At 58.8% G+C, this 17,347-nt stretch carries 15 protein-coding genes; 12 read left to right on the top strand and 3 right to left on the bottom strand.

Annotation, left to right across the window (positions count from 1 at the left end; genetic code table 11):
* Positions 1 to 24: 24 nt before the first annotated feature.
* Positions 25 to 1,098 (top strand): LacI family DNA-binding transcriptional regulator, encoded by a 1,074-nt coding sequence (locus F7D08_RS01235; RefSeq protein ID WP_152208927.1) that lies wholly within the window; start codon positions 25 to 27, stop codon positions 1,096 to 1,098.
* Between the two features lie 27 nt (positions 1,099 to 1,125).
* Positions 1,126 to 2,079: an aldo/keto reductase gene (locus F7D08_RS01230; RefSeq protein ID WP_152208926.1), complete on the top strand. Its 954-nt coding sequence runs from the start codon at positions 1,126 to 1,128 to the stop codon at positions 2,077 to 2,079.
* Positions 2,080 to 2,166: 87 nt separating this feature from the next.
* Here F7D08_RS01230 and F7D08_RS01225 read toward each other — a convergent pair whose 3' ends face one another.
* Positions 2,167 to 2,922 carry a hypothetical protein gene (locus F7D08_RS01225; RefSeq protein WP_152208925.1) on the bottom strand — a complete coding sequence of 252 codons (756 nt, stop codon included), beginning with the start codon at positions 2,920 to 2,922 and terminating at the stop codon, positions 2,167 to 2,169.
* Positions 2,923 to 3,203: 281 nt separating this feature from the next.
* On the opposite strand from F7D08_RS01225, the gene nusA reads away from it, so the two are divergent.
* The 5 genes from nusA (at position 3,204) to ribF (ending at position 10,605) form a co-directional block, all read left to right on the top strand.
* A complete protein-coding gene (gene nusA, locus F7D08_RS01220) occupies positions 3,204 to 4,268 on the top strand; it encodes a transcription termination factor NusA (RefSeq protein WP_152208924.1) in 1,065 nt (354 codons plus the stop codon).
* Between the two features lie 284 nt (positions 4,269 to 4,552).
* Positions 4,553 to 7,462 (top strand): translation initiation factor IF-2, encoded by a 2,910-nt coding sequence (gene infB / locus F7D08_RS01215; protein ID WP_152208923.1) that lies wholly within the window; start codon positions 4,553 to 4,555, stop codon positions 7,460 to 7,462.
* Positions 7,463 to 7,610: 148 nt separating this feature from the next.
* Positions 7,611 to 8,138: a 30S ribosome-binding factor RbfA gene (rbfA, locus tag F7D08_RS01210; protein ID WP_152208922.1), complete on the top strand. Its 528-nt coding sequence runs from the start codon at positions 7,611 to 7,613 to the stop codon at positions 8,136 to 8,138.
* Between the two features lie 144 nt (positions 8,139 to 8,282).
* The gene (gene truB / locus F7D08_RS01205) at positions 8,283 to 9,395 is read left to right on the top strand and encodes a tRNA pseudouridine(55) synthase TruB (protein ID WP_152208921.1); all 1,113 of its coding nucleotides are present in this window, start codon (positions 8,283 to 8,285) and stop codon (positions 9,393 to 9,395) included.
* A gap of 43 nt (positions 9,396 to 9,438) precedes the next feature.
* Complete coding sequence (ribF, locus tag F7D08_RS01200) at positions 9,439 to 10,605, top strand: bifunctional riboflavin kinase/FMN adenylyltransferase (protein ID WP_152208920.1); 1,167 nt, start codon at positions 9,439 to 9,441, stop codon at positions 10,603 to 10,605.
* A 99-nt stretch (positions 10,606 to 10,704) separates the two neighbouring features.
* Here the strand turns inward: ribF and radA are convergent, their stop codons facing one another.
* On the bottom strand, positions 10,705 to 12,150 hold the full coding sequence (gene radA, locus F7D08_RS01195; RefSeq protein ID WP_152208919.1) for a DNA repair protein RadA: 1,446 nt from the start codon (positions 12,148 to 12,150) through the stop codon (positions 10,705 to 10,707).
* A 148-nt stretch (positions 12,151 to 12,298) separates the two neighbouring features.
* Here radA and F7D08_RS01190 point away from each other — a divergent pair, with 148 nt between their 5' ends.
* From F7D08_RS01190 to F7D08_RS01170, 4 genes are all read left to right on the top strand, one after another.
* On the top strand, positions 12,299 to 12,928 hold the full coding sequence (locus tag F7D08_RS01190; protein ID WP_193316132.1) for a hypothetical protein: 630 nt from the start codon (positions 12,299 to 12,301) through the stop codon (positions 12,926 to 12,928).
* A 132-nt stretch (positions 12,929 to 13,060) separates the two neighbouring features.
* Positions 13,061 to 13,150, top strand: a complete 90-nt coding sequence (locus F7D08_RS01185; protein WP_004268639.1) for a 30S ribosomal protein bS22 — start codon at positions 13,061 to 13,063, stop codon at positions 13,148 to 13,150.
* 214 nt (positions 13,151 to 13,364) lie between these two features.
* Entirely contained in the window at positions 13,365 to 14,264 is a 900-nt protein-coding gene (locus F7D08_RS01180) for an ABC transporter ATP-binding protein (protein WP_152208918.1), read from the top strand.
* 94 nt (positions 14,265 to 14,358) lie between these two features.
* Positions 14,359 to 15,108, top strand: coding sequence for a hypothetical protein (locus F7D08_RS01170; RefSeq protein ID WP_193316131.1), 750 nt, complete (start codon positions 14,359 to 14,361; stop codon positions 15,106 to 15,108).
* Positions 15,109 to 15,138: 30 nt separating this feature from the next.
* Here the strand turns inward: F7D08_RS01170 and F7D08_RS01165 are convergent, their stop codons facing one another.
* Positions 15,139 to 16,440: a histidine kinase gene (locus F7D08_RS01165; RefSeq protein WP_193316130.1), complete on the bottom strand. Its 1,302-nt coding sequence runs from the start codon at positions 16,438 to 16,440 to the stop codon at positions 15,139 to 15,141.
* 114 nt (positions 16,441 to 16,554) lie between these two features.
* Between F7D08_RS01165 and F7D08_RS01160 the strand changes: the two genes are divergently transcribed.
* Positions 16,555 to 17,259: a response regulator transcription factor gene (locus F7D08_RS01160; RefSeq protein WP_152208914.1), complete on the top strand. Its 705-nt coding sequence runs from the start codon at positions 16,555 to 16,557 to the stop codon at positions 17,257 to 17,259.
* The last annotated feature ends 88 nt before the right edge of the window (positions 17,260 to 17,347 follow it).

Here is a 17,347-nt window from a genome sequence, read left to right as displayed (position 1 = left end):
AGGCTTCGGCCGCATCGACCGCATATGACGAAAGACAGCAATATGAAACGAATCACGATTAATGACGTGGCCGCAGAAGCACATGTCTCGATTAAAACGGTGTCGAACGTCATCAATAATGCCGGCAGCATGCGGCCGGAGACGCGCAAACGGGTCCAGGATGCCATAGAGCGATTAGGCTACACTGTGAACTACTCGGCGCGTTCGTTGAAAACCGGCACGACGAAGATTATCGGTCTGGCATTAATGGCGTTCGAACAGCCATGGACTTCCATGTATGCCGGTGAGATCATCAAATCCGCTCGTAAACGTGGCTACAGTGTGGTCATTGACACATATGGTGATGATGGCTTATCCAGCATTATTGATGAGACATATTGCGTTAATGCCGATGGTTGGATTTACTATGCGGATCGCCCATTATCTCGGCGCGGTCGCTTGCTCCAACAACGATATCCCGTGGTCCTCACGGGCGAATCGCTGTCCTACGGTCTGGTCGATAGCGTCACTATGCCCAACCTCCAGCCCATTTATGAGATCGCAACGGCATTGATTCGCCAGGGAGTGCAATGCATTGGTCTCATCGGGGCGCCGGATGACCTGGTGAAGGAGGGGCGACTGGATGAGATTCGTGATCTGAAGGAGGGAACCCGAGTACTGCGTACGCAGGGATATTATCAGGCATTTGCCGATGCTGGACTCTCGGTGAATACGGATGTGGTTGTTGAAGGAGGCCGTTGGGATGTGAACTGGGGTGTTTGGGGAGCCAAACGCCTGCTGGACGTCCCTGCTTTTCGTGAGGCTTCTTCCCGCGCTGTGATTTGCTTGAATGACGCATTGGCGTTGGGGTCTTTGCACGCGTTTAAGGAGTATGGCTGGCATATTCCAGGCGATGTGCAGATTAGCGGGTTCGACGATATTGAGGAAGGGCGGCACTCGGATCCTGCCTTGACTACGGTGAACTCGCAATTGGACCGATATGCCGATTATGCGGTTGACATGCTGATCGAGCGTATCGCGGGTGATACCCAGCCGGTGCGTGCGGTGTCAACGGATTATGTGATCGAACATCGTGGTTCGACGACATTCGCGCGGTGACGATGATCGGGAAGGAGCGTGCCTCCAATGAAAACACAGTCAATCGGTACGACCGGCAGGAAGGCGTCTCGTGTCGCGCTTGGTGTGATGCGCATGGACTCGCTTGCCGATGAACAAGCCTCGGCTTTGGTGGCGCATGCGGTCGGCCTGGGCATAGATTATTTCGATACGGCCGATATCTATGGGTTTCAAGTGCATCGTAATCACGCCAGTTCGGAGATCTTCGGCAAGGCCTGGCATGCCGCCGGCATAGAACGCAGCAGCATCCAGATTCAGACCAAGTTCGGCATAGTGTTCGATCATGATCGACGGGGTGTAGCCCGCTATGATTATTCGGCAAAGCAATTGTTGGGTTCGCTGGACCATGAGTTGAAGGCGCTGAGGACTGACTACGTTGATTCAGTACTGTTGCATCGTATGGATACGCTTGTGGAATTGGATGAATTGGCACAGGTGTGCGATCGGTTGTTGTCGAGTGGCAAAGTGCGATACTTTGGCGTGAGCAATATGGGCCCATGGCAAATCGAAATGCTTGAAGCCGCTCTTGGCCGTAAGCTGGAAATCAACCAACTGCAGTTCGGGCTGATGCATACGCAGATGATCGATGCCGAAGTGTATCTGAACATGGATAATGCATTCGCGGCTGATAGAACCGGTGGCGTCTTACCGTTTTCTCGGCTGAAAGGCATGACCATCCAGGCATGGAGCCCTTTCCAATCGGGAACTCAGTATGGGCCGTTTATCGATAATCCGCAATTCCGTAAGCTCAATGACGCTCTTGGCGATATAGCCGGCATATATGGAGGCAGCAAGGATGCCATTGCCGCCGCATGGATCCTAAGACATCCGGCGAATATCCAGATTGTCGCCGGTACAACGTCTGCGCAACGACTTGGGCGGATTTGCGCTGGTGCTGATATCGCACTTGATCGTCAAACTTGGTGGGACCTGTATAGCGCGGCAGGCCACCGGCTGCCGTAGAAAGAGCCAGTTAGGCAAATATCCGTACGCTCGCGTGGGCGTTATTTGCGCGTACATGCGTACATGACCACGAGTTGGTGGCGGAAATCACCGAAACAGCGCAGCGTCGCTGCTGGGGTAGCCGAGTTGCATGGCGGTGTAGGCATGCTTGGCGGCGAGCGCGGCCAGAATCATCGCGGTGTCGGTATCCGGCTTCGATTGGGTGCCGGTCACCGCCGCGATCTCGGCGCGGGCACAGTCCATTTCGATGGCTGCCGCAGTCGGTACGTTCTGTCCGCTGGCGTTATCCGCGATGGCCACCGGATTGGCCAGCAGATTATCGATGGCGTACACCTTCTGGCGGGGGTCGGCATGCGATGCGGAGCCTGCGGAACCCCGCGCGGCATCAGTCAAAGACACCAACTGCTGTGCGGCGGCCTTATGCATGTCACTGAGCGAGAGTGTAGCACCGGCGGTCTGCCCGCGAGCGGCGAGTACCTCTAGGGCAAATCCTGCACGGTCTTCGGCCAGGGCCATATCGTCCAAGGCGGACGTATCGATTTTTAGCGATGTCACGCCGTCAAGACGGGCTGGAGTCACCTCAGGGGCGGCTTGCCCGTATTTATCGGCCAGCAATGAGACCACTGTTTTGGATTGGGCATTGCGCAGCGCGCCTTCGGCGAACCGGTCGGTGCACTGACCGGCGACATCGATCCAAGCCAGGGGCGCCGTGAGTTCGGTTACGTAATACTGCAGCTGCGGCGTGCCTTGAGGCAACGCGCCACTGGCCGTGGCTGTGGTCAGTGCCTTTTCGCAGGGGCTCATCTGGCGTTCGGCTTCGGCGCGTCCGGCCAAACGGGGCATCGAGCATGCGGATAGTGCACACAACATGGAACCGACGCAGAGTGCGGCCAGGAATCGCTTCCCGGCGTTCGGATTACGGTGGCCGACATGGGGTCGACTGCGATTGGGGAATGGGGCAGATCGGCTGAGGACATCGCTCCCGGATCCGGTTCCTCGGATGGCTGCACCGCGCATGGCCGAATCGAAATCAGGGGAGTGTGTCTGCATGGAAACCTAGACTAGTAGCAAACTGTGACCATTCAAGGCCATGCGCCACATAACTTCATAGGAGGTACGGATCGATGGAACTGGACCTGACAGGAATGCACAAGCTCGCAGCCGAGCAAGGAATCGAACCGGAGACTCTTGATGAGGCGCTGGCTGAAGCTCTTCGCCTCGCCTACCTCAAGACCCCGCATGCAGCCAAGCATGCGCGCGTGGAACTGGACGAGCGTTCCGGCAGCTTCACCGTGTGGGCCGCCGACGAGATTCCGGTGGAGCCTACCGAAGACGACCCGCACCCCGCCCCGAAGCTGGGCGAGGAATACGATGACACCCCGCATGATTTCGGCCGTCTCGCTGCCGCAACCGCACGCCAAGTCATCACCCAGCTGTTCCGCAAAGCCGAGGACGAGAAGATCTTCGGCGCCTTCTCCGGCCAGAAGGGCAAACTGATCACCGGTATCGTGCAGCAGGATGTCTCCGATTCCTCCAACGTGCATGTGGCCATGGGCGATGTCGAAGCCCTGCTTCCTCGTCGAGAGCAGGTGCCTGGCGAGCGTTACCGTCACGGCGAGCGTATCCGTGTGTATGTGGTGAACGTTGCCCGTGGCATTCGCGGTCCGGAAATCGTCGTCTCCCGCTCCCACCCGGAGCTGGTGCGCAAGCTGTTCGAGCGTGAGGTCCCGGAGCTGGTCTCCGGTGCCGTGTCCATCATGGCCATCGCCCGCGAGGCCGGCGCCCGCACCAAGATCGCGGTCAAGGCCAATACCGAGGGCGTGAACCCGAAGGGCGCTCTGATCGGACCCGGCGGCTCCCGCGTGCGCGCAGTAATGGAGAACCTCGGCCCGGAGAAGATCGATATCGTCGATTACTCCGATGATCCGGCCAAGTTCGTGGCTGCTGCGCTTTCCCCGGCAGTGGCGACCGGCGTGCAGGTGATCAGCGAGAAGAACAAGACCGCCATCGCCTTCATCCACGACGATCAGCTTTCGCTGGCCATCGGCAAGGAAGGCCAGAATGCTCGTTTGGCCGCTAAGCTGACCGGCTGGAAGATCGGCATCGAGTCCGCCGAAGCCCACGCCAAGAAGGTGGCCGCGGAGCAGGCCGCACGCGAGGCTGCTGAGGCTGCCGAGGCGCAGGACTGAGAGAGATTGTGCGGACCTGCTTTTGGAGCGGGCCGCAGATACCAACATAGCCCGCCAATAGACCGCGAGCTGTACCGATAGTGGCACGGCTCGCGGCTTTTCTTATGCTATCCAGCGCTATGAGTATGCTTGATTGGCGTATGTGGGTTGTCGCAGTGTGCGTAAAATCGCCCGCACAAAAGCGAGGTAACACGAACATGGTCGAACGATGAGACAGGGTAGGCTTGCCGTCATCACCAACTGACCACGCTCTCGCACGCGTGGTCACAGAATAGGAGTAATTAGTGGGGAAACCACGCGTATATGAATTGGCTAAGGACTTGCACGTCGATAGCAAGACTGTTCTTGAGAAGCTCAAGGATATGGGAGAATTCGTCAAGTCCGCTTCTTCCACCATCGAGCCGCCGGTGGCTCGTCGTCTGAAGGCCGCATTCGCCAAGGACAACGATAAGAGCGGCGATAAGGGCAGCGCTAAGCCCGCAGCTGCCGCACCGCACAAGCCGGTTGCGTCGAGCGTCAATCCGGCTGCCGCTGCACGCAGCGCAAAGAGCGCACAGAACGAGCATAAGCCGGCCGCTCCGGCTGCTCAGAACCATCATGCAGCTCCTACTCCGGGAGCTCGCCCCGCACGCCCGGGCCAGGGCAATGCTCGCCCGCAGGGTGGCGCCCGTCCGTCCGCTCCGTCTCCGGCTCGTCACGGTGGCCAGCATGAGAACCGAGAAGGCGCTCGCCCCGCACGTCCGGGCCAGGGCCGTCCAAACGCCGGCCAGCCGGGGCAGCACCAGAACAACCGCAATGCTTCCGCACGTCCGGCTCCGCACGGCAATGCCAACGGCAATGGCGGCAACGGTGGCTCGAACGCCGCTTCCAATGCCATTCCGCGTCCGCATGCCCAGGGCCCGCGTCCAGGCAACAACCCGTTCTCCCGCAAGCAGGGCATGCATGCTCCCACTCCGGGCGATATTCCGCGTCCGCATCCGATGGCTCGTCCGACCGCCGAGGGCGGTCGCAATGGTCGTCCAGGCCGTCCGGGTCAAGGCCAGGGTCAGGGCCGCGGATTCCGTGGTGGCCGTCCGGGCCAAGGCGGTCCTCGCCCAGGCCAGTGGGGTCATAACCGTCCGGGCCAGGGCGCTGGCGCTCAAGGTGGCGCTCAGGGCGGTGCACGCGGTGGATTCCGCGGCGGTGCCGGTGGCAACAACTTCCAGGGCGGCGGCGCACCGAACAACGGTCCCGCACGCGGTGGTGGCCGCGGTGGCCGTGGCGGCGCTGCAGGCGCATTCGGCCGTCAGGGCGGCAAGTCCTCCAAGGCCCGTAAGAACCGTCTGGCAAAGCGTCATGAGTATGAAGAGCTGAAAGCGCCGACTATCGGCGGCGTTCGCATTCCGAACGGCAACGGCCAAGTCGTGCGTCTGCGCCAGGGTGCTTCTCTTGCCGATCTGGCTGAGAAGATCAATGTCAACCAAGCGGCGCTGGTCACCGTGCTCTTCCACCTGGGCCAGATGGCGACCGCCACGCAGTCCCTCGACGAGGAAACCTTCCAGATTCTGGGCGATGAGATCGGCTGGAAGATCCAGCTCGTCTCTGCCGAGGAGGAAGACAAGGAGCTGCTCCAGCAGTTCGACATCAACCTCGACGAGGAAGAGCTGCAGGATGATGAGGATCTCGAGCCTCGTCCGCCGGTCGTGACCGTCATGGGCCATGTCGATCATGGTAAGACCCGACTGCTGGATACCATCCGCAAGACCAACGTCATCGCACGTGAGGCCGGCGGCATCACCCAGCGCATCGGTGCGTACCAGGTCACCGTCACGCTGGATGGCGAAAAGCGCAAGATTACCTTCCTCGATACCCCGGGCCATGAGGCGTTCACCGCCATGCGTGCCCGTGGTGCCGAACTCACCGACGTCGCGATCCTTGTGGTCGCCGCCGACGATGGTGTGATGCCTCAGACCGTTGAGGCCATCAACCACGCCCAGGCCGCCAAGGTGCCGATCGTCGTGGCCGTCAACAAGATCGATGTGCCTGGAGCCAACCCGGAGAAGGTCCGCGGCCAGCTCACCGAATTCGGCCTGGTTCCGGAAGAGTACGGCGGCGACACCATGTTCGTCGACATCTCCGCCAAGCAGAACATCAACGTGGATAAGCTCCTCGAAGCTGTGCTGCTCACCGCCGACGCCGAACTCGACCTGCGTGCCAACCCGCATATGGATGCCCGTGGCGCCACCGTCGAAGCCCGACTCGATAAGGGTCGCGGTGCTGTGGCAACCGTGCTGGTACAGCAGGGTACCCTGCACGTGGGCGACGCCATCGTGGCAGGCACCTCCTATGGTCGTGTGCGTGCCATGCTGGACGAGAATGGCCAGAACATGAAGGAAGCCGGTCCATCCACGCCTGTGCAGGTGCTGGGCCTGACCTCCGTGCCGACCGCAGGCGATCTCTTCCTCGTGGCCTCCGATGATCGTGCAGCCCGCCAGATCGCCGAAAAGCGTCAGGCCACCGAGCGTGCCGCTCAGCTGGCCAAGCGTCGTAAGGTCGTTTCTCTTGAGGACTTCAAGAAGAAGTTCGCCGAGTCCGAGATCGACATGCTCAACATCGTCATCAAGGGCGATTCCTCCGGTTCCGTCGAGGCGCTGGAAGATTCCTTGATGAAGATCGAGGTGTCCGACGAGGTCGGCATCCAGGTCATCCACCGCGGCGTCGGCGCGATTACCCAGAACGATGTCAACCTGGCTACGGTCGACAAGGCCGTCATCATCGGCTTCAACGTGCGTCCGAACCGTCAGGTCGCCGACCTTGCCGAGCGCGAAGGCGTGGAGATCAAGTACTACTCGGTCATCTACCGTGCCATCGAGGACATCGAGGCATCCCTCAAGGGTATGCTCAAGCCGGAATACGAAGAGGTCGTCACCTCCCACTCCGAGATTCGCGAGATCTTCCGTTCCTCCAAGTTCGGCAACATCGCCGGCGTCATGGTGCAGGACGGCGAAGTCAAGCGTGGTACGAAGTGCCGTATTCTGCGCAATGGCGTTGCCACTGTCAACGACCTCGAGATCTCCTCGTTGCGTCGCTTCAAGGACGATGTCCAATCCGTCAAGGAAGGCTACGAGGCCGGTATCAACCTCGGTACCTTCAACGACATCGAGCTTGGCGACATCATCGAGACCTTCGAGATGCGCGAGGTTGAACGCAAGTAATACATGATGCGTATAGGCCCCCTCTGATGAGGGGGCTGTCAGCCGCAGGCCGACTGGGAAAGAGAATGCTTTCCAAGGTTTTCCAGTCTTCCTACGTTCGGCAGCCCTCCTCGATCAGAGGGGGCCACATTATTGAAAGGAACAACTTATGGCAGGAACCAATCCCCGCGCCGCACGCATTGCAGCGTTGATTCAGCGCGTTGTAGCCTCCTCCATCGAGCGTGAGCTGCATGACAAGCGACTGACCAACATCACGGTCACCGAAGTGCGCGTAACCAACGATCTGCAGATCGCCAAGATCTACTGGACCCAGCTTGGCCATGAAGGTAAGGAGGCCGGTGAGCGTAAGCGCGCCCAGCAGGCCCTTGATCAGGCCAAAGGTCATCTGCGCTCCCTGGTGGGTCACAAGGCCGGTCTGCGTCTGACCCCGCAGCTGCAGTTTGTCTTCGATGAAGTGCCCGGTGAGGCCCACGAAATCGAAGATATCCTGGCCCTTGCCAGAAAGCGCGATGAGGAACTCGCCAAGGCCCGTGCCACCGCCCAGTACGCCGGCGACGCCGACCCGTACAAGCACGATGACGAACCCGACGAGTCCGATGATATCGAGGACGACGATTTCGACGATGACGATGCAGCTGACTTCGAGGATGATTCCCTGACCTCCACTGAAGAGTGAGTCGCCAGTGCAGCTGGCTTCGAAGTAATCCTCGGCTCCCTCTGACGAGGGAGCCGTCAGCGCAGCTGACTGAGGGAGAGACCCCGCCGAAGGCGGAGTAAACCATCTCGAGCGAAGCTCGTCTCTGTTCTTCGAAGGAGAACCATGCCACAATCCATTCCATCTGGCCTGCTCATCATCGACAAGCCGCAGGGCGTCACTAGTTTCGATGCTGTTGCTGCAGTGCGTGGGGCCTTGCATATCAAAAAAGTCGGTCATGCCGGCACGCTTGACCCTATGGCCACCGGCGCATTGGTGATCGCCTTTGGGCATGCCACGCGGCTCCTGAATGCGATTGTGGCGCATGATAAGACCTATGAAGCTACGATTCGCCTCGGTCTGGGGACCACGACCGATGATGCCGAAGGTGAGCTCATTCGTGACGATAAGACCGGTGCGATTCGCCAATTGACGGAATCACGGGTTCGTCAAACCATCGATACGCGCTTCACTGGTGACGTCGAGCAAGTGCCGAACGCTTTCTCCGCCATCAAAATCGATGGCAAACGAGCCTATGATCTGGCCCGTGAAGGCAAAGAAGTGGAGCTGAAAGCCCGTCCAATCCATATCAGCGAGTTCGCGGTGTTGGATTATCGCCGAGGGTATGTGCCGGGCAAACAAGCCGGTGAGCCGCTTCGGGCTGAGGAGCAGTCAACGCGGACGGATGCTGCCGTCCCCGTAGTGGATGTTGCAGTGCGCGTCAGCTGTTCGTCGGGCACGTACATCCGTGCGCTCGCACGAGACTTGGGGGCCGCACTCGGCGTCGGCGGCCACTTGGTTCGATTGCGCCGAACTCGAGTTGGCCATTTCGCATTGCCGGATGACACCAGTGGACTCATGAGCGACGCCTCCATGCATGAGACTCGCACACATACGATTACCGCGCATACGGAACTGAAAACATTCACCAATCGCGAAGGCGAAACCATGACCCGCGGCAAATGCGTGCTGGACGCTCCTGAGGAGCTTTATGGCGAAGACCGCCGCAATTGGTTGCTCAACCATGCGCTCACGATGGAACAGGCGGCACGCGGTGCCATGCCATCATTGGACATCACAACTGAAGAGGCCTCGGAGCTGCGCTTCGGTCGCCGCATCGAGCGGGCGGTTTCCGAGCCCACCGTCGCCATCGTGCCGGAAACGCACGATGTGGTGGCGATTATCGAGCGAGCGAATAGTCATCAGGCCAAACCTGCCACCGTATTCCCCCTCGCGTAGAGTAGACGCGGCTAGTTGCAGACTTGAAAAGGAATTGCACGACATGGAAATCACCTATCTGACTCCCGATGAACAGGGCGAAGTCACTTGGCCTTCGTTCGATAACGATAAGAAGGCCGTGGTGACGCTCGGTGCGTTCGACGGCATGCATCTTGGGCATCAGGCCGTCATCAAGCGCGTAGTGGAGCTGGCCAGGAAGCATGACGCGTTCTCCGTGGTGATTCTGTTCGACCCGCGCCCGGCGTTCGTGCATGGCTGGGCGGCCAAACATGAGGGTCAGGAGCCGACCGAGGCGAATATCGATGCGGAAGCACTGACCAGTGTGCACGAGCGCTTGCAGCGCATCGAGCGGTTTGGTGTGGACCATGTGCTGGTAGTGCGCTACACGCTGGCTTTTGCCTCGAAGTCGTACATCTTCTTCCTTGGACGACTCGTCGGCAAGCTCGGCATGCGCACGTTGGTGCTTGGCCAGGATGCCGCCATGGGCAAGGATCGTGCGGGGGACATCAAGCACATCTCCAACCTTGCCGCCGGTGCTGGCGTGTTCGAACTGGATGTTGTGGACGACCGTGGCCCGGGTGAGGTGCGTATTCCTCGCGATTTCCAGCCGGAAATGCCAACGGAGTGGGGCGAGCCGGCTGATCCTCTGGCCGACGTCACCAAGGCGGAGCGCCGTGCATGGAGTAAAAAGCATCAGGCCAAGGTCATGCGTGCGTGGAGCTCCACCAATGTGCGTTACCTGTTGGCTCACGGCCGTATTCAGGAGGCTAATGCCATTTTGGGTGCTCCGCATGCCATCGAGGGCGAAGTGGTGCATGGTGAGGAGCGTGGACGCACCATCGGTTTCCCGACCGCCAATCTCGGTACGGATATTGAAGGTTATATTCCTGTGGATGGTGTGTACGCCGGCTGGCTGGTTGATTTGGGGCCAAAAGCTTCAGGTGACGATGCAGCTGAGCCACAGGCCGCGCGCCGTTGGCCCGCCGCCATTTCCATCGGCACCAAACCCACGTTCAGCGAGAAAACCGGTCTGCATGAGCGTGTGGTGGAATCCTATTGCATCACCGATGATTGGATTGATCTGTACGGCCACAAGGTCCGCGTGGAATTCACCGGCTTCCTGCGCCCGCAGGTCAAGTTCGACGGTGTTGATGCACTGACTGCAGAGCTCAAGCGCAACGTTGAGGAAACCAAGCGTTTGACCGCGTAATAAACGTGATTCTGTATTATTAGCAAAAGTCCGGCTCCCCTCAATGAGGGGAGCCGTTGCCGTATGACTTGAGCAGACCGGTCGGCGGCCAAAACCTGACTATTTCTTGATTCCTAACGCTTCTAGGGCATCAGTCAACGTACTGGCTTCAATCAGATGCAACCCATCGATATGCACGCTTTTGCGCATGGGCGGCACAACAGCAGTGGTGAATCCCAATCGGGCCGCTTCGCGCAGTCTGTACTCCATTCGTGGCGCAGGCCGAACCTGACCGGTCAGGGAGATTTCGCCTATCGCGCAAGTCGTCCGCGCAACAGGCTTTGCGGTCGCTGCGCTCGCCAACGCGCCGACAATCGCCAAATCGGAGCCAGGCTCCTTCGCTTGACCGCCGGCGATGGTCGATACGTAGAGATCATTGGCCAGCAGGTTCAATTTGCTGTGACGATACAACACCGCCGTCAACATGGCGATGCGGCTGGGATCCACACCGTTGACGGCACGACGAGGTGTGGGCAACACGGATTTGGTGACCAAGGCCTGCACCTCGATCGGCAGGCTGCGGTGACCATCAAGTGTGAAGGTCACGCATGTGCCTTCTACCGGAGCCGACTCCGCATCTCCGGGACCACCTCCGGATAGGAATAGTCCGGAGGGATCGGTGACCTCCTCAATACCTTCGCCGCTCATATCAAAGCATCCGACCTCATCCGTGGGTCCAAATCGATTTTTGACGGCGCGCAGCATGCGAAGCGCGGTCTCGCTGTCACCTTCGAACTGGCACACCACATCCACCAGATGCTCCAAGGTTCGCGGGCCGGCAATCGAACCGTCCTTGGTGACGTGACCTACCAGGAATACCGGAATGTCCAAGGTTTTTGCCGTATCGATCAAGGCGCTCGCCACCTCACGCACCTGTGTCGAGCCGCCTGAAATGCCATCGACCTCCTGGGAAACGATGGTCTGAGCGGAATCCACAATCGCCAACGCCGGCCGATTCTGTTCAATCAGTCCTAAAGCAGTGGCCAGGTCGGTGGTGGACGCCAGTAACAGATTAGGTTCCACCGCATTGATGCGTGAAGCTCGTAATCGGACCTGCGCCTGTGACTCCTCGCCGGAGATATACAGCACTGTTTCGCCGCCTCCATTGCCGGCACGCGCCGCAGTCCGGGCTACGTTGCCGGCCGTTTGCAGGAGCAGTGTCGACTTTCCGATGCCTGGTTCACCGGCGATCAACGTCACCGAGCCGGGGACTACGCCGCCGCCAAGCACCCGGTCGAACTCGCTGAATCCAGTGGACAGCCGTTCCACGGTTTCCGTGCCGATTTCAGTAATCGGCTTGGCTGCGGCACGCGAACTATCCGACACGATGACCGACTGCGTGCGCGATGTACGACCGGGTGCGGCGGTCTTCGATCCAGTGACCGGTCGGGCTTCATGGAATTCCTCCACGGTGCCCCATTGCCCGCACTCGGGGCATTTGCCGTACCACTTCGAGCCGTTCCACCCGCATTCGGAACATACGTATTGCACAGTTGATTTCGCCATGCTTCCACCCTAACGCCGAATCTTGGCCGCGGTAAATTTTTTCCCTGCCCAGAGGCCAATGTAATTCTGATCGCAGAGTGACGAGGCAATCGCCGTAGTTCATGCGAACTGTTGAGCAGCGTCACATGGCTGTGAGAGAATCAGGGGCATGACTAACTCCGAGAATGTTTCGACTACGCAGTCCCATGGCAAGCTGATCGCAGTGGTGGTCGCCGCCGCTGTGGTCATCATTTTGGCGGTGCTTTCCGCTTTCGTCTGGCCGGGTTGGGCCATCGTATCCAAGTCCGATACCAGCACCACGCAAACGGCGCAGCAACAGAATAAGGACACTGAGCCGACCAAGCCCACCATCGATGCCACTGCTTTGCCGGACGATGCCAGCGAGCTGCTCAAGGCCATGCCGGATAGCGTGCTGAACTTTGCACGCACCAAGGCCGAAGCCTCGACTTCATGGAGCAGCGCCTCGCCGCTTGAAGAATATACGGTGACCTATTCCACCGGCGACAACGCCAAGGATATTACGTTGATTGTGGCGCAGTGGTCCACTGCCGACAATGCCAAGACCCAATATGATGCTTTGGCCGCAGCCCAGACCGGTGAGGAACTGGCTTCCGGCAATGTGAAGGTCTCGGGAGACGCCACCGGTTCGTACACCGTGAAGTCCGATCCGTCCGATGCCAAGAAGGCCATTGCCATCTGGCAGAACGATACTGTGGTGTTCCAGGCCAGCGGCAACAAGCAGGCGTTGGAGCGTTTCTACCAGAAGTTCCCGCTGTAAGATATCGCCGTACTCGCCGGTTAGTTGCCGGGTAAAGCGCACATGTACGCCACACGAATTTCCTCTGTCTGGAAAGACGTGTACTATAGTGCGAGTTGCAACTTTTACGATTAATCGAAATGGAGGCTTCAGATGGGTTCTGTCATCAAGAAGCGCCGCAAGCGGATGAGCAAGAAGAAGCACCGCAAACTGCTGCGTAAGACCCGCCACCAGCGCAAGTAGTCTTACTTGGCAATCAAGGCATTGAAAACCCCGTGAGCCATTCGGCCACGGGGTTTCTCATATTCAATTGCACATATGTGCAAAGTCGTGCACCATATTGCACGCCCGTGTATGGTTTGCCGCCAAACTGCGTATTCGCTGATTCCCGTTCATTAGATTCATGATCATCACCCATGAATCACAGACATACATGAGAAGAACGAGGAGAACGGCAATGCTTACCGTCAGTCACCTGTCCAAACAGTATGCAGGCAACCCCGCCTATTCGCTCGAGGACGTCAGCTTCACCATTAGTAATGGCGAAATCGTCGGACTGATTGGCAAGAACGGCGCAGGTAAGACCACGCTGATGAAGATGATGGCCAAGGCGCAGCGCCAGACCTCCGGCAGCATCGTCTACAATGGCGCCGATATCTTCTCGCACGACGATATGCTTGACCGGTTCGGCATCATGATCCAGCCGGTATTCGTGCCGAATATCAGTGCCGAAGACAATCTGCGCTTCTACCTTGGCATTCATGGCGATACCGCCCACGAACGCAACATCCGCCCAGTCCTCGAACTGGTGGACATGTGGCGTTACCGTAACCGCAAGCCCGCTGGATTCTCGTTCGGCATGAAGCAGCGTCTGGCTCTGGCCCTGGCTCTGGTCAACGATCCAGAATTTCTGATCCTCGACGAACCGTTCGTGGGCCTTGACCCGGACGGTGTGCTTCAGCTCATCACCGTGCTCAAGCAGTGGGCCGCCGAACGTAGTATAGCCATGCTTATCTCCAGCCACCAGCTCAACGAGTTGCAGGAACTCTGCGACCGGTTCCTGTTCATTAAATCAGGCCGCCTTGCCGCTGAATTTACCGGGGAGACAGGTGAGATCACCGTCATCGAACTGTCGCGGCCGCTGACGGACGCCGAACGCGCGTCACTGATTGCCGAAACGTTACAGAATAGTGGCCGGTCTGCCGCCACGATTGCTCCGGATGGTACATCGGTGGAGATCGACGCCCGCAGCCTGGAACTGAACAAGACCATCGCTGCACTCGCGTCCACTGCCGGCATCAAAGCAATCCATGACAAGTCCACGCAACTCAACAACTACTTCGGGGAAGGGCGCTGAGAGGCCGCTCGCCCGGATTCCCATCTCCTGTCAGCAATCCAGCATTCATCACTTGTGCTTCGTTCGTCCAATCACATTCAAGGAACACACCATTATGACCGTATTGATCTTTAAGAACCTCATCCGCACTAAAGAAACCTCCATCCTGTTCGTCATGGCCTGCTTCATGCTGATTTTGCCTATCGTGAACCTGTTCAACTCCGATTTCATGCGGATCAGCGGCGAGCCTGAATCAGTCAGTTTCCTGGACTTCCTTGCCGGCGAATTCGATGTGCAGAACATGCTGATTCTGCCCATGGTGGTTATGGCGTATCTGGTGGTCACTGCCATCTATACGCCCGTAGCCACCGGTCGCATGTTCCTGTATAAGGACCTGAGCCGTACTACGATTATTAATGCAAAAGTCCTGGCTCTGCTGGGCATCTATACCATCTATGTGGCGTTGCAGGTGGCGGTGACGTTCGGCCTGTACTACCTGTACATTGTGCGGTTCGACTATGCGTCCGGGCTGTTCCTGCCCGCTTCGGACGCTAGTGCTGCCGCCGATGTGATTTCCATTGCCGGTGTGGTGTTTGGCGAACTGTTGACGATTATGGTGGCGGTGGCACTTGCCACCCGCTTTTCGACCGGCATCATCATGTTTGGTTCAATCCTTTGGATCTGCCTGTGTGCCACGTTGCCGCAATTGGCGGGTGCCCGGTACGCGGTGCCCGGCGGCTATGGTACGCTGCTGCCAAGTTTGGGTTTGCCGGTCACGCTGCTGCTGATGCTTGCCCTCAGCACGGTTTACGCCGCCGGTCTCTATGCCTATGCGCGTCGCCGTTTCTCTCGCCTTGAATACTGACTGTGTGCGCCTTTCCTTCGTGTATCACCGTCATCGTGCGAGTGGCAATTCGGCTCGCAGGAACCATTCGCCATCGTTGCATCGGGTGCGCAGCACGCCGCCGAGTCGTTGAACGGCCGCACGATGGGCCTCGAGGCCGCGGCCATGGCGCATGCCGGCCAGCGGATGCGTGACCTCTCCGTTGCCATTACCGCTGCTCGACGGTTTCGCAGTCACGGTATTGGTCTGCGTAATCGTCAGCTTATTGCCCGTGACGGTGACTGCGACCATGTATTCATCCACGCCGGGCAGCGCGTGGCGGATGATGTTCGCATATACTTCGCGCACCAAATCGAATGCCACGTCATGCGTTTGGGCATCAAGTATCAGTGCGGTGCCGCGTACCACCGAACTACCTTGGAACCCCAGCTGGCTGATGGCCTGTTGCTCGGTGTCCACTAAGGTGCGCATTGCATCGAGGAATTCGACTGGCTTGTCTTGAGACCGCTTGTCCAGGGTGGCGGAGACGTCGTTCTGGACTTCGTCGGAGTTGATAGCGGGCGATGTCGCTGAATCATTGCCGATCAGATCAATGACTTCATGCACATGGTCTAATGCCGATTGCGCATTGCGATACATGATGCCCATTGCCTCGCGGACCTCGGAATCGGCTTCGCTGTTTTGCTGCCACTGCCAGGCAAGCATTGACACGGAGGAAAGCTCCTGCGTCACCGAATCATGCAGTGCCTTGGCCAGATGCTGGTTATGACGCACATGCTCCAGCTCCCGTTGTGATTGCTCGTATGCGGCCAGCCTCTCCCGCTCCCGGCGTGCGTCGGCCCTTCTGCGCAGGGAGAAGCCGATGCCCACCGCAATGAGATACGCCACCACGTTCACGGTGAACCCGGATATGTTGACGTCGCCGTTGCCATTGCCGCCGAACGACAGGGACAGGCCGGTTCCAGTGGGTGCCAGACTCAATATGACGGCTGCAGCACAGGCCCAGGCTGGCGGAGCCAGATATGCCATCAATCCCAGTGTGGGGAAGGCGAGCATGGCGCAGAATGACGGCGATCCGGGCAACAGCGAGGCAACCACGCATGATGCCAGCAGTGTTACGCACAGGGGCAGAGGAACCATGACGATTCCGGCCGACAGCGTCAGCTGTAGGACGAAGATCACCCAAGAAGTCATATCATTCGGATGGTTTGCCGCCATTTCCACAATGGTCAGCACACAGTTCAGCACGGCGATTGCCGTTATGGCTGGGTGGTTGCGTAGAACCGTTCCGATATTGCGCCACTCTGTTTGCGGACGATGTGTGGATGGTGAGGGGAGCGTGGTGTTCGTCATTGTTGCTGGACTTCCATGCGGGAGAGAAGAACGAAGGGCGTTGTCATCGCCGTGCCTCATTATCATAATGCGCATCGGCGTATATGACCATTCCATATAATCAGGAGCAGCGCAGTGAACGAGACCCAGGGTGCCGCCATGAGCGAAACCTATGATGTGGCCGTGCTAGACAATGACACTATGGCGTTGGAGCGCGTGGTGTCCGTATTGCCCAAGCTGATGCCGGGGGTGAGCGTGGACTGGTCCACATGCAGTGCGCCCGAAGCGGTTCGACGTTGCGCCGACGAGGGATGGCGGCCGCGCATGCTCATTACGGATGTGGAATTGGATCATACAACTGGCATGAAGATCTGCCGCGAGATTCGCGAGACCGGGCCGCAACCGTTACTGCTGGCTATGACTTCCTATAACCCCAAGACCTACGCTGTACAGCTTGCCGAATCCGGTGCGCAGGGACTGATGGTCAAAGGTAATATGACGCAGATGGCTGTGGCTCTGCGCCAGGTGCTCTCGGGGAAGACGTTCAGCCCGGTCCCGGGAGTACGATTCCTGAGCGCAGCGGAGTCATATGACCGTCTGCGTACGGCGTCCGGTCCGTCCGATTCGACGGGAAATGATGTGACGTCTTCTTTGAGCGCGTTGGAGCAGCGCATTCTGTCCAGCGTGGCGGAAGGATACTCGAATGAGGAGATTGCCGAGATGCTGTCCATCAGTGCTGCGACCGTGCGCTCGCATACCCGGCATATTCGGGAGAAGCTTGGTGCCAGAACGCTGAGTCATGCCGTGGCCATTTGGCTGACCGCTCAGACGGCGAACTAAAAGAAAAGCCGCACCTGCGCGAATGCAGTGTGCGGCTTTTGCATTTGGATCATGATGTTGTCTATCCCAGGCAACGTCATGAATGACG

Source organism: Bifidobacterium cebidarum, assembly GCF_009193305.1.
GTDB lineage: Bacteria > Actinomycetota > Actinomycetes > Actinomycetales > Bifidobacteriaceae > Bifidobacterium > Bifidobacterium cebidarum.
The sequence above is the reverse complement of the archived record's forward strand: the minus strand, read 5'-3'. Positions and strand labels throughout refer to the sequence as shown.

Bases quoted from the DNA above. Each gene is read 5' to 3' on its own strand.
- F7D08_RS01190 (WP_193316132.1), top strand. From the start codon at position 12,299: ATGACTAACTCCGAGAATGTTTCGACTACGCAGTCCCATGGCAAGCTG.
- F7D08_RS01180 (WP_152208918.1), top strand. From the start codon at position 13,365: ATGCTTACCGTCAGTCACCTGTCCAAACAGTATGCAGGCAACCCCGCC.
- F7D08_RS01165 (WP_193316130.1), bottom strand. From the start codon at position 16,440: ATGACGAACACCACGCTCCCCTCACCATCCACACATCGTCCGCAAACA.
- F7D08_RS01185 (WP_004268639.1), top strand. From the start codon at position 13,061: ATGGGTTCTGTCATCAAGAAGCGCCGCAAGCGGATGAGCAAGAAGAAG.
- F7D08_RS01230 (WP_152208926.1), top strand. From the start codon at position 1,126: ATGAAAACACAGTCAATCGGTACGACCGGCAGGAAGGCGTCTCGTGTC.
- truB (WP_152208921.1), top strand. From the start codon at position 8,283: ATGCCACAATCCATTCCATCTGGCCTGCTCATCATCGACAAGCCGCAG.
- nusA (WP_152208924.1), top strand. From the start codon at position 3,204: ATGGAACTGGACCTGACAGGAATGCACAAGCTCGCAGCCGAGCAAGGA.
- F7D08_RS01225 (WP_152208925.1), bottom strand. From the start codon at position 2,922: ATGCCCCGTTTGGCCGGACGCGCCGAAGCCGAACGCCAGATGAGCCCC.
- ribF (WP_152208920.1), top strand. From the start codon at position 9,439: ATGGAAATCACCTATCTGACTCCCGATGAACAGGGCGAAGTCACTTGG.
- rbfA (WP_152208922.1), top strand. From the start codon at position 7,611: ATGGCAGGAACCAATCCCCGCGCCGCACGCATTGCAGCGTTGATTCAG.
- F7D08_RS01170 (WP_193316131.1), top strand. From the start codon at position 14,359: ATGACCGTATTGATCTTTAAGAACCTCATCCGCACTAAAGAAACCTCC.
- radA (WP_152208919.1), bottom strand. From the start codon at position 12,150: ATGGCGAAATCAACTGTGCAATACGTATGTTCCGAATGCGGGTGGAAC.
- F7D08_RS01235 (WP_152208927.1), top strand. From the start codon at position 25: ATGACGAAAGACAGCAATATGAAACGAATCACGATTAATGACGTGGCC.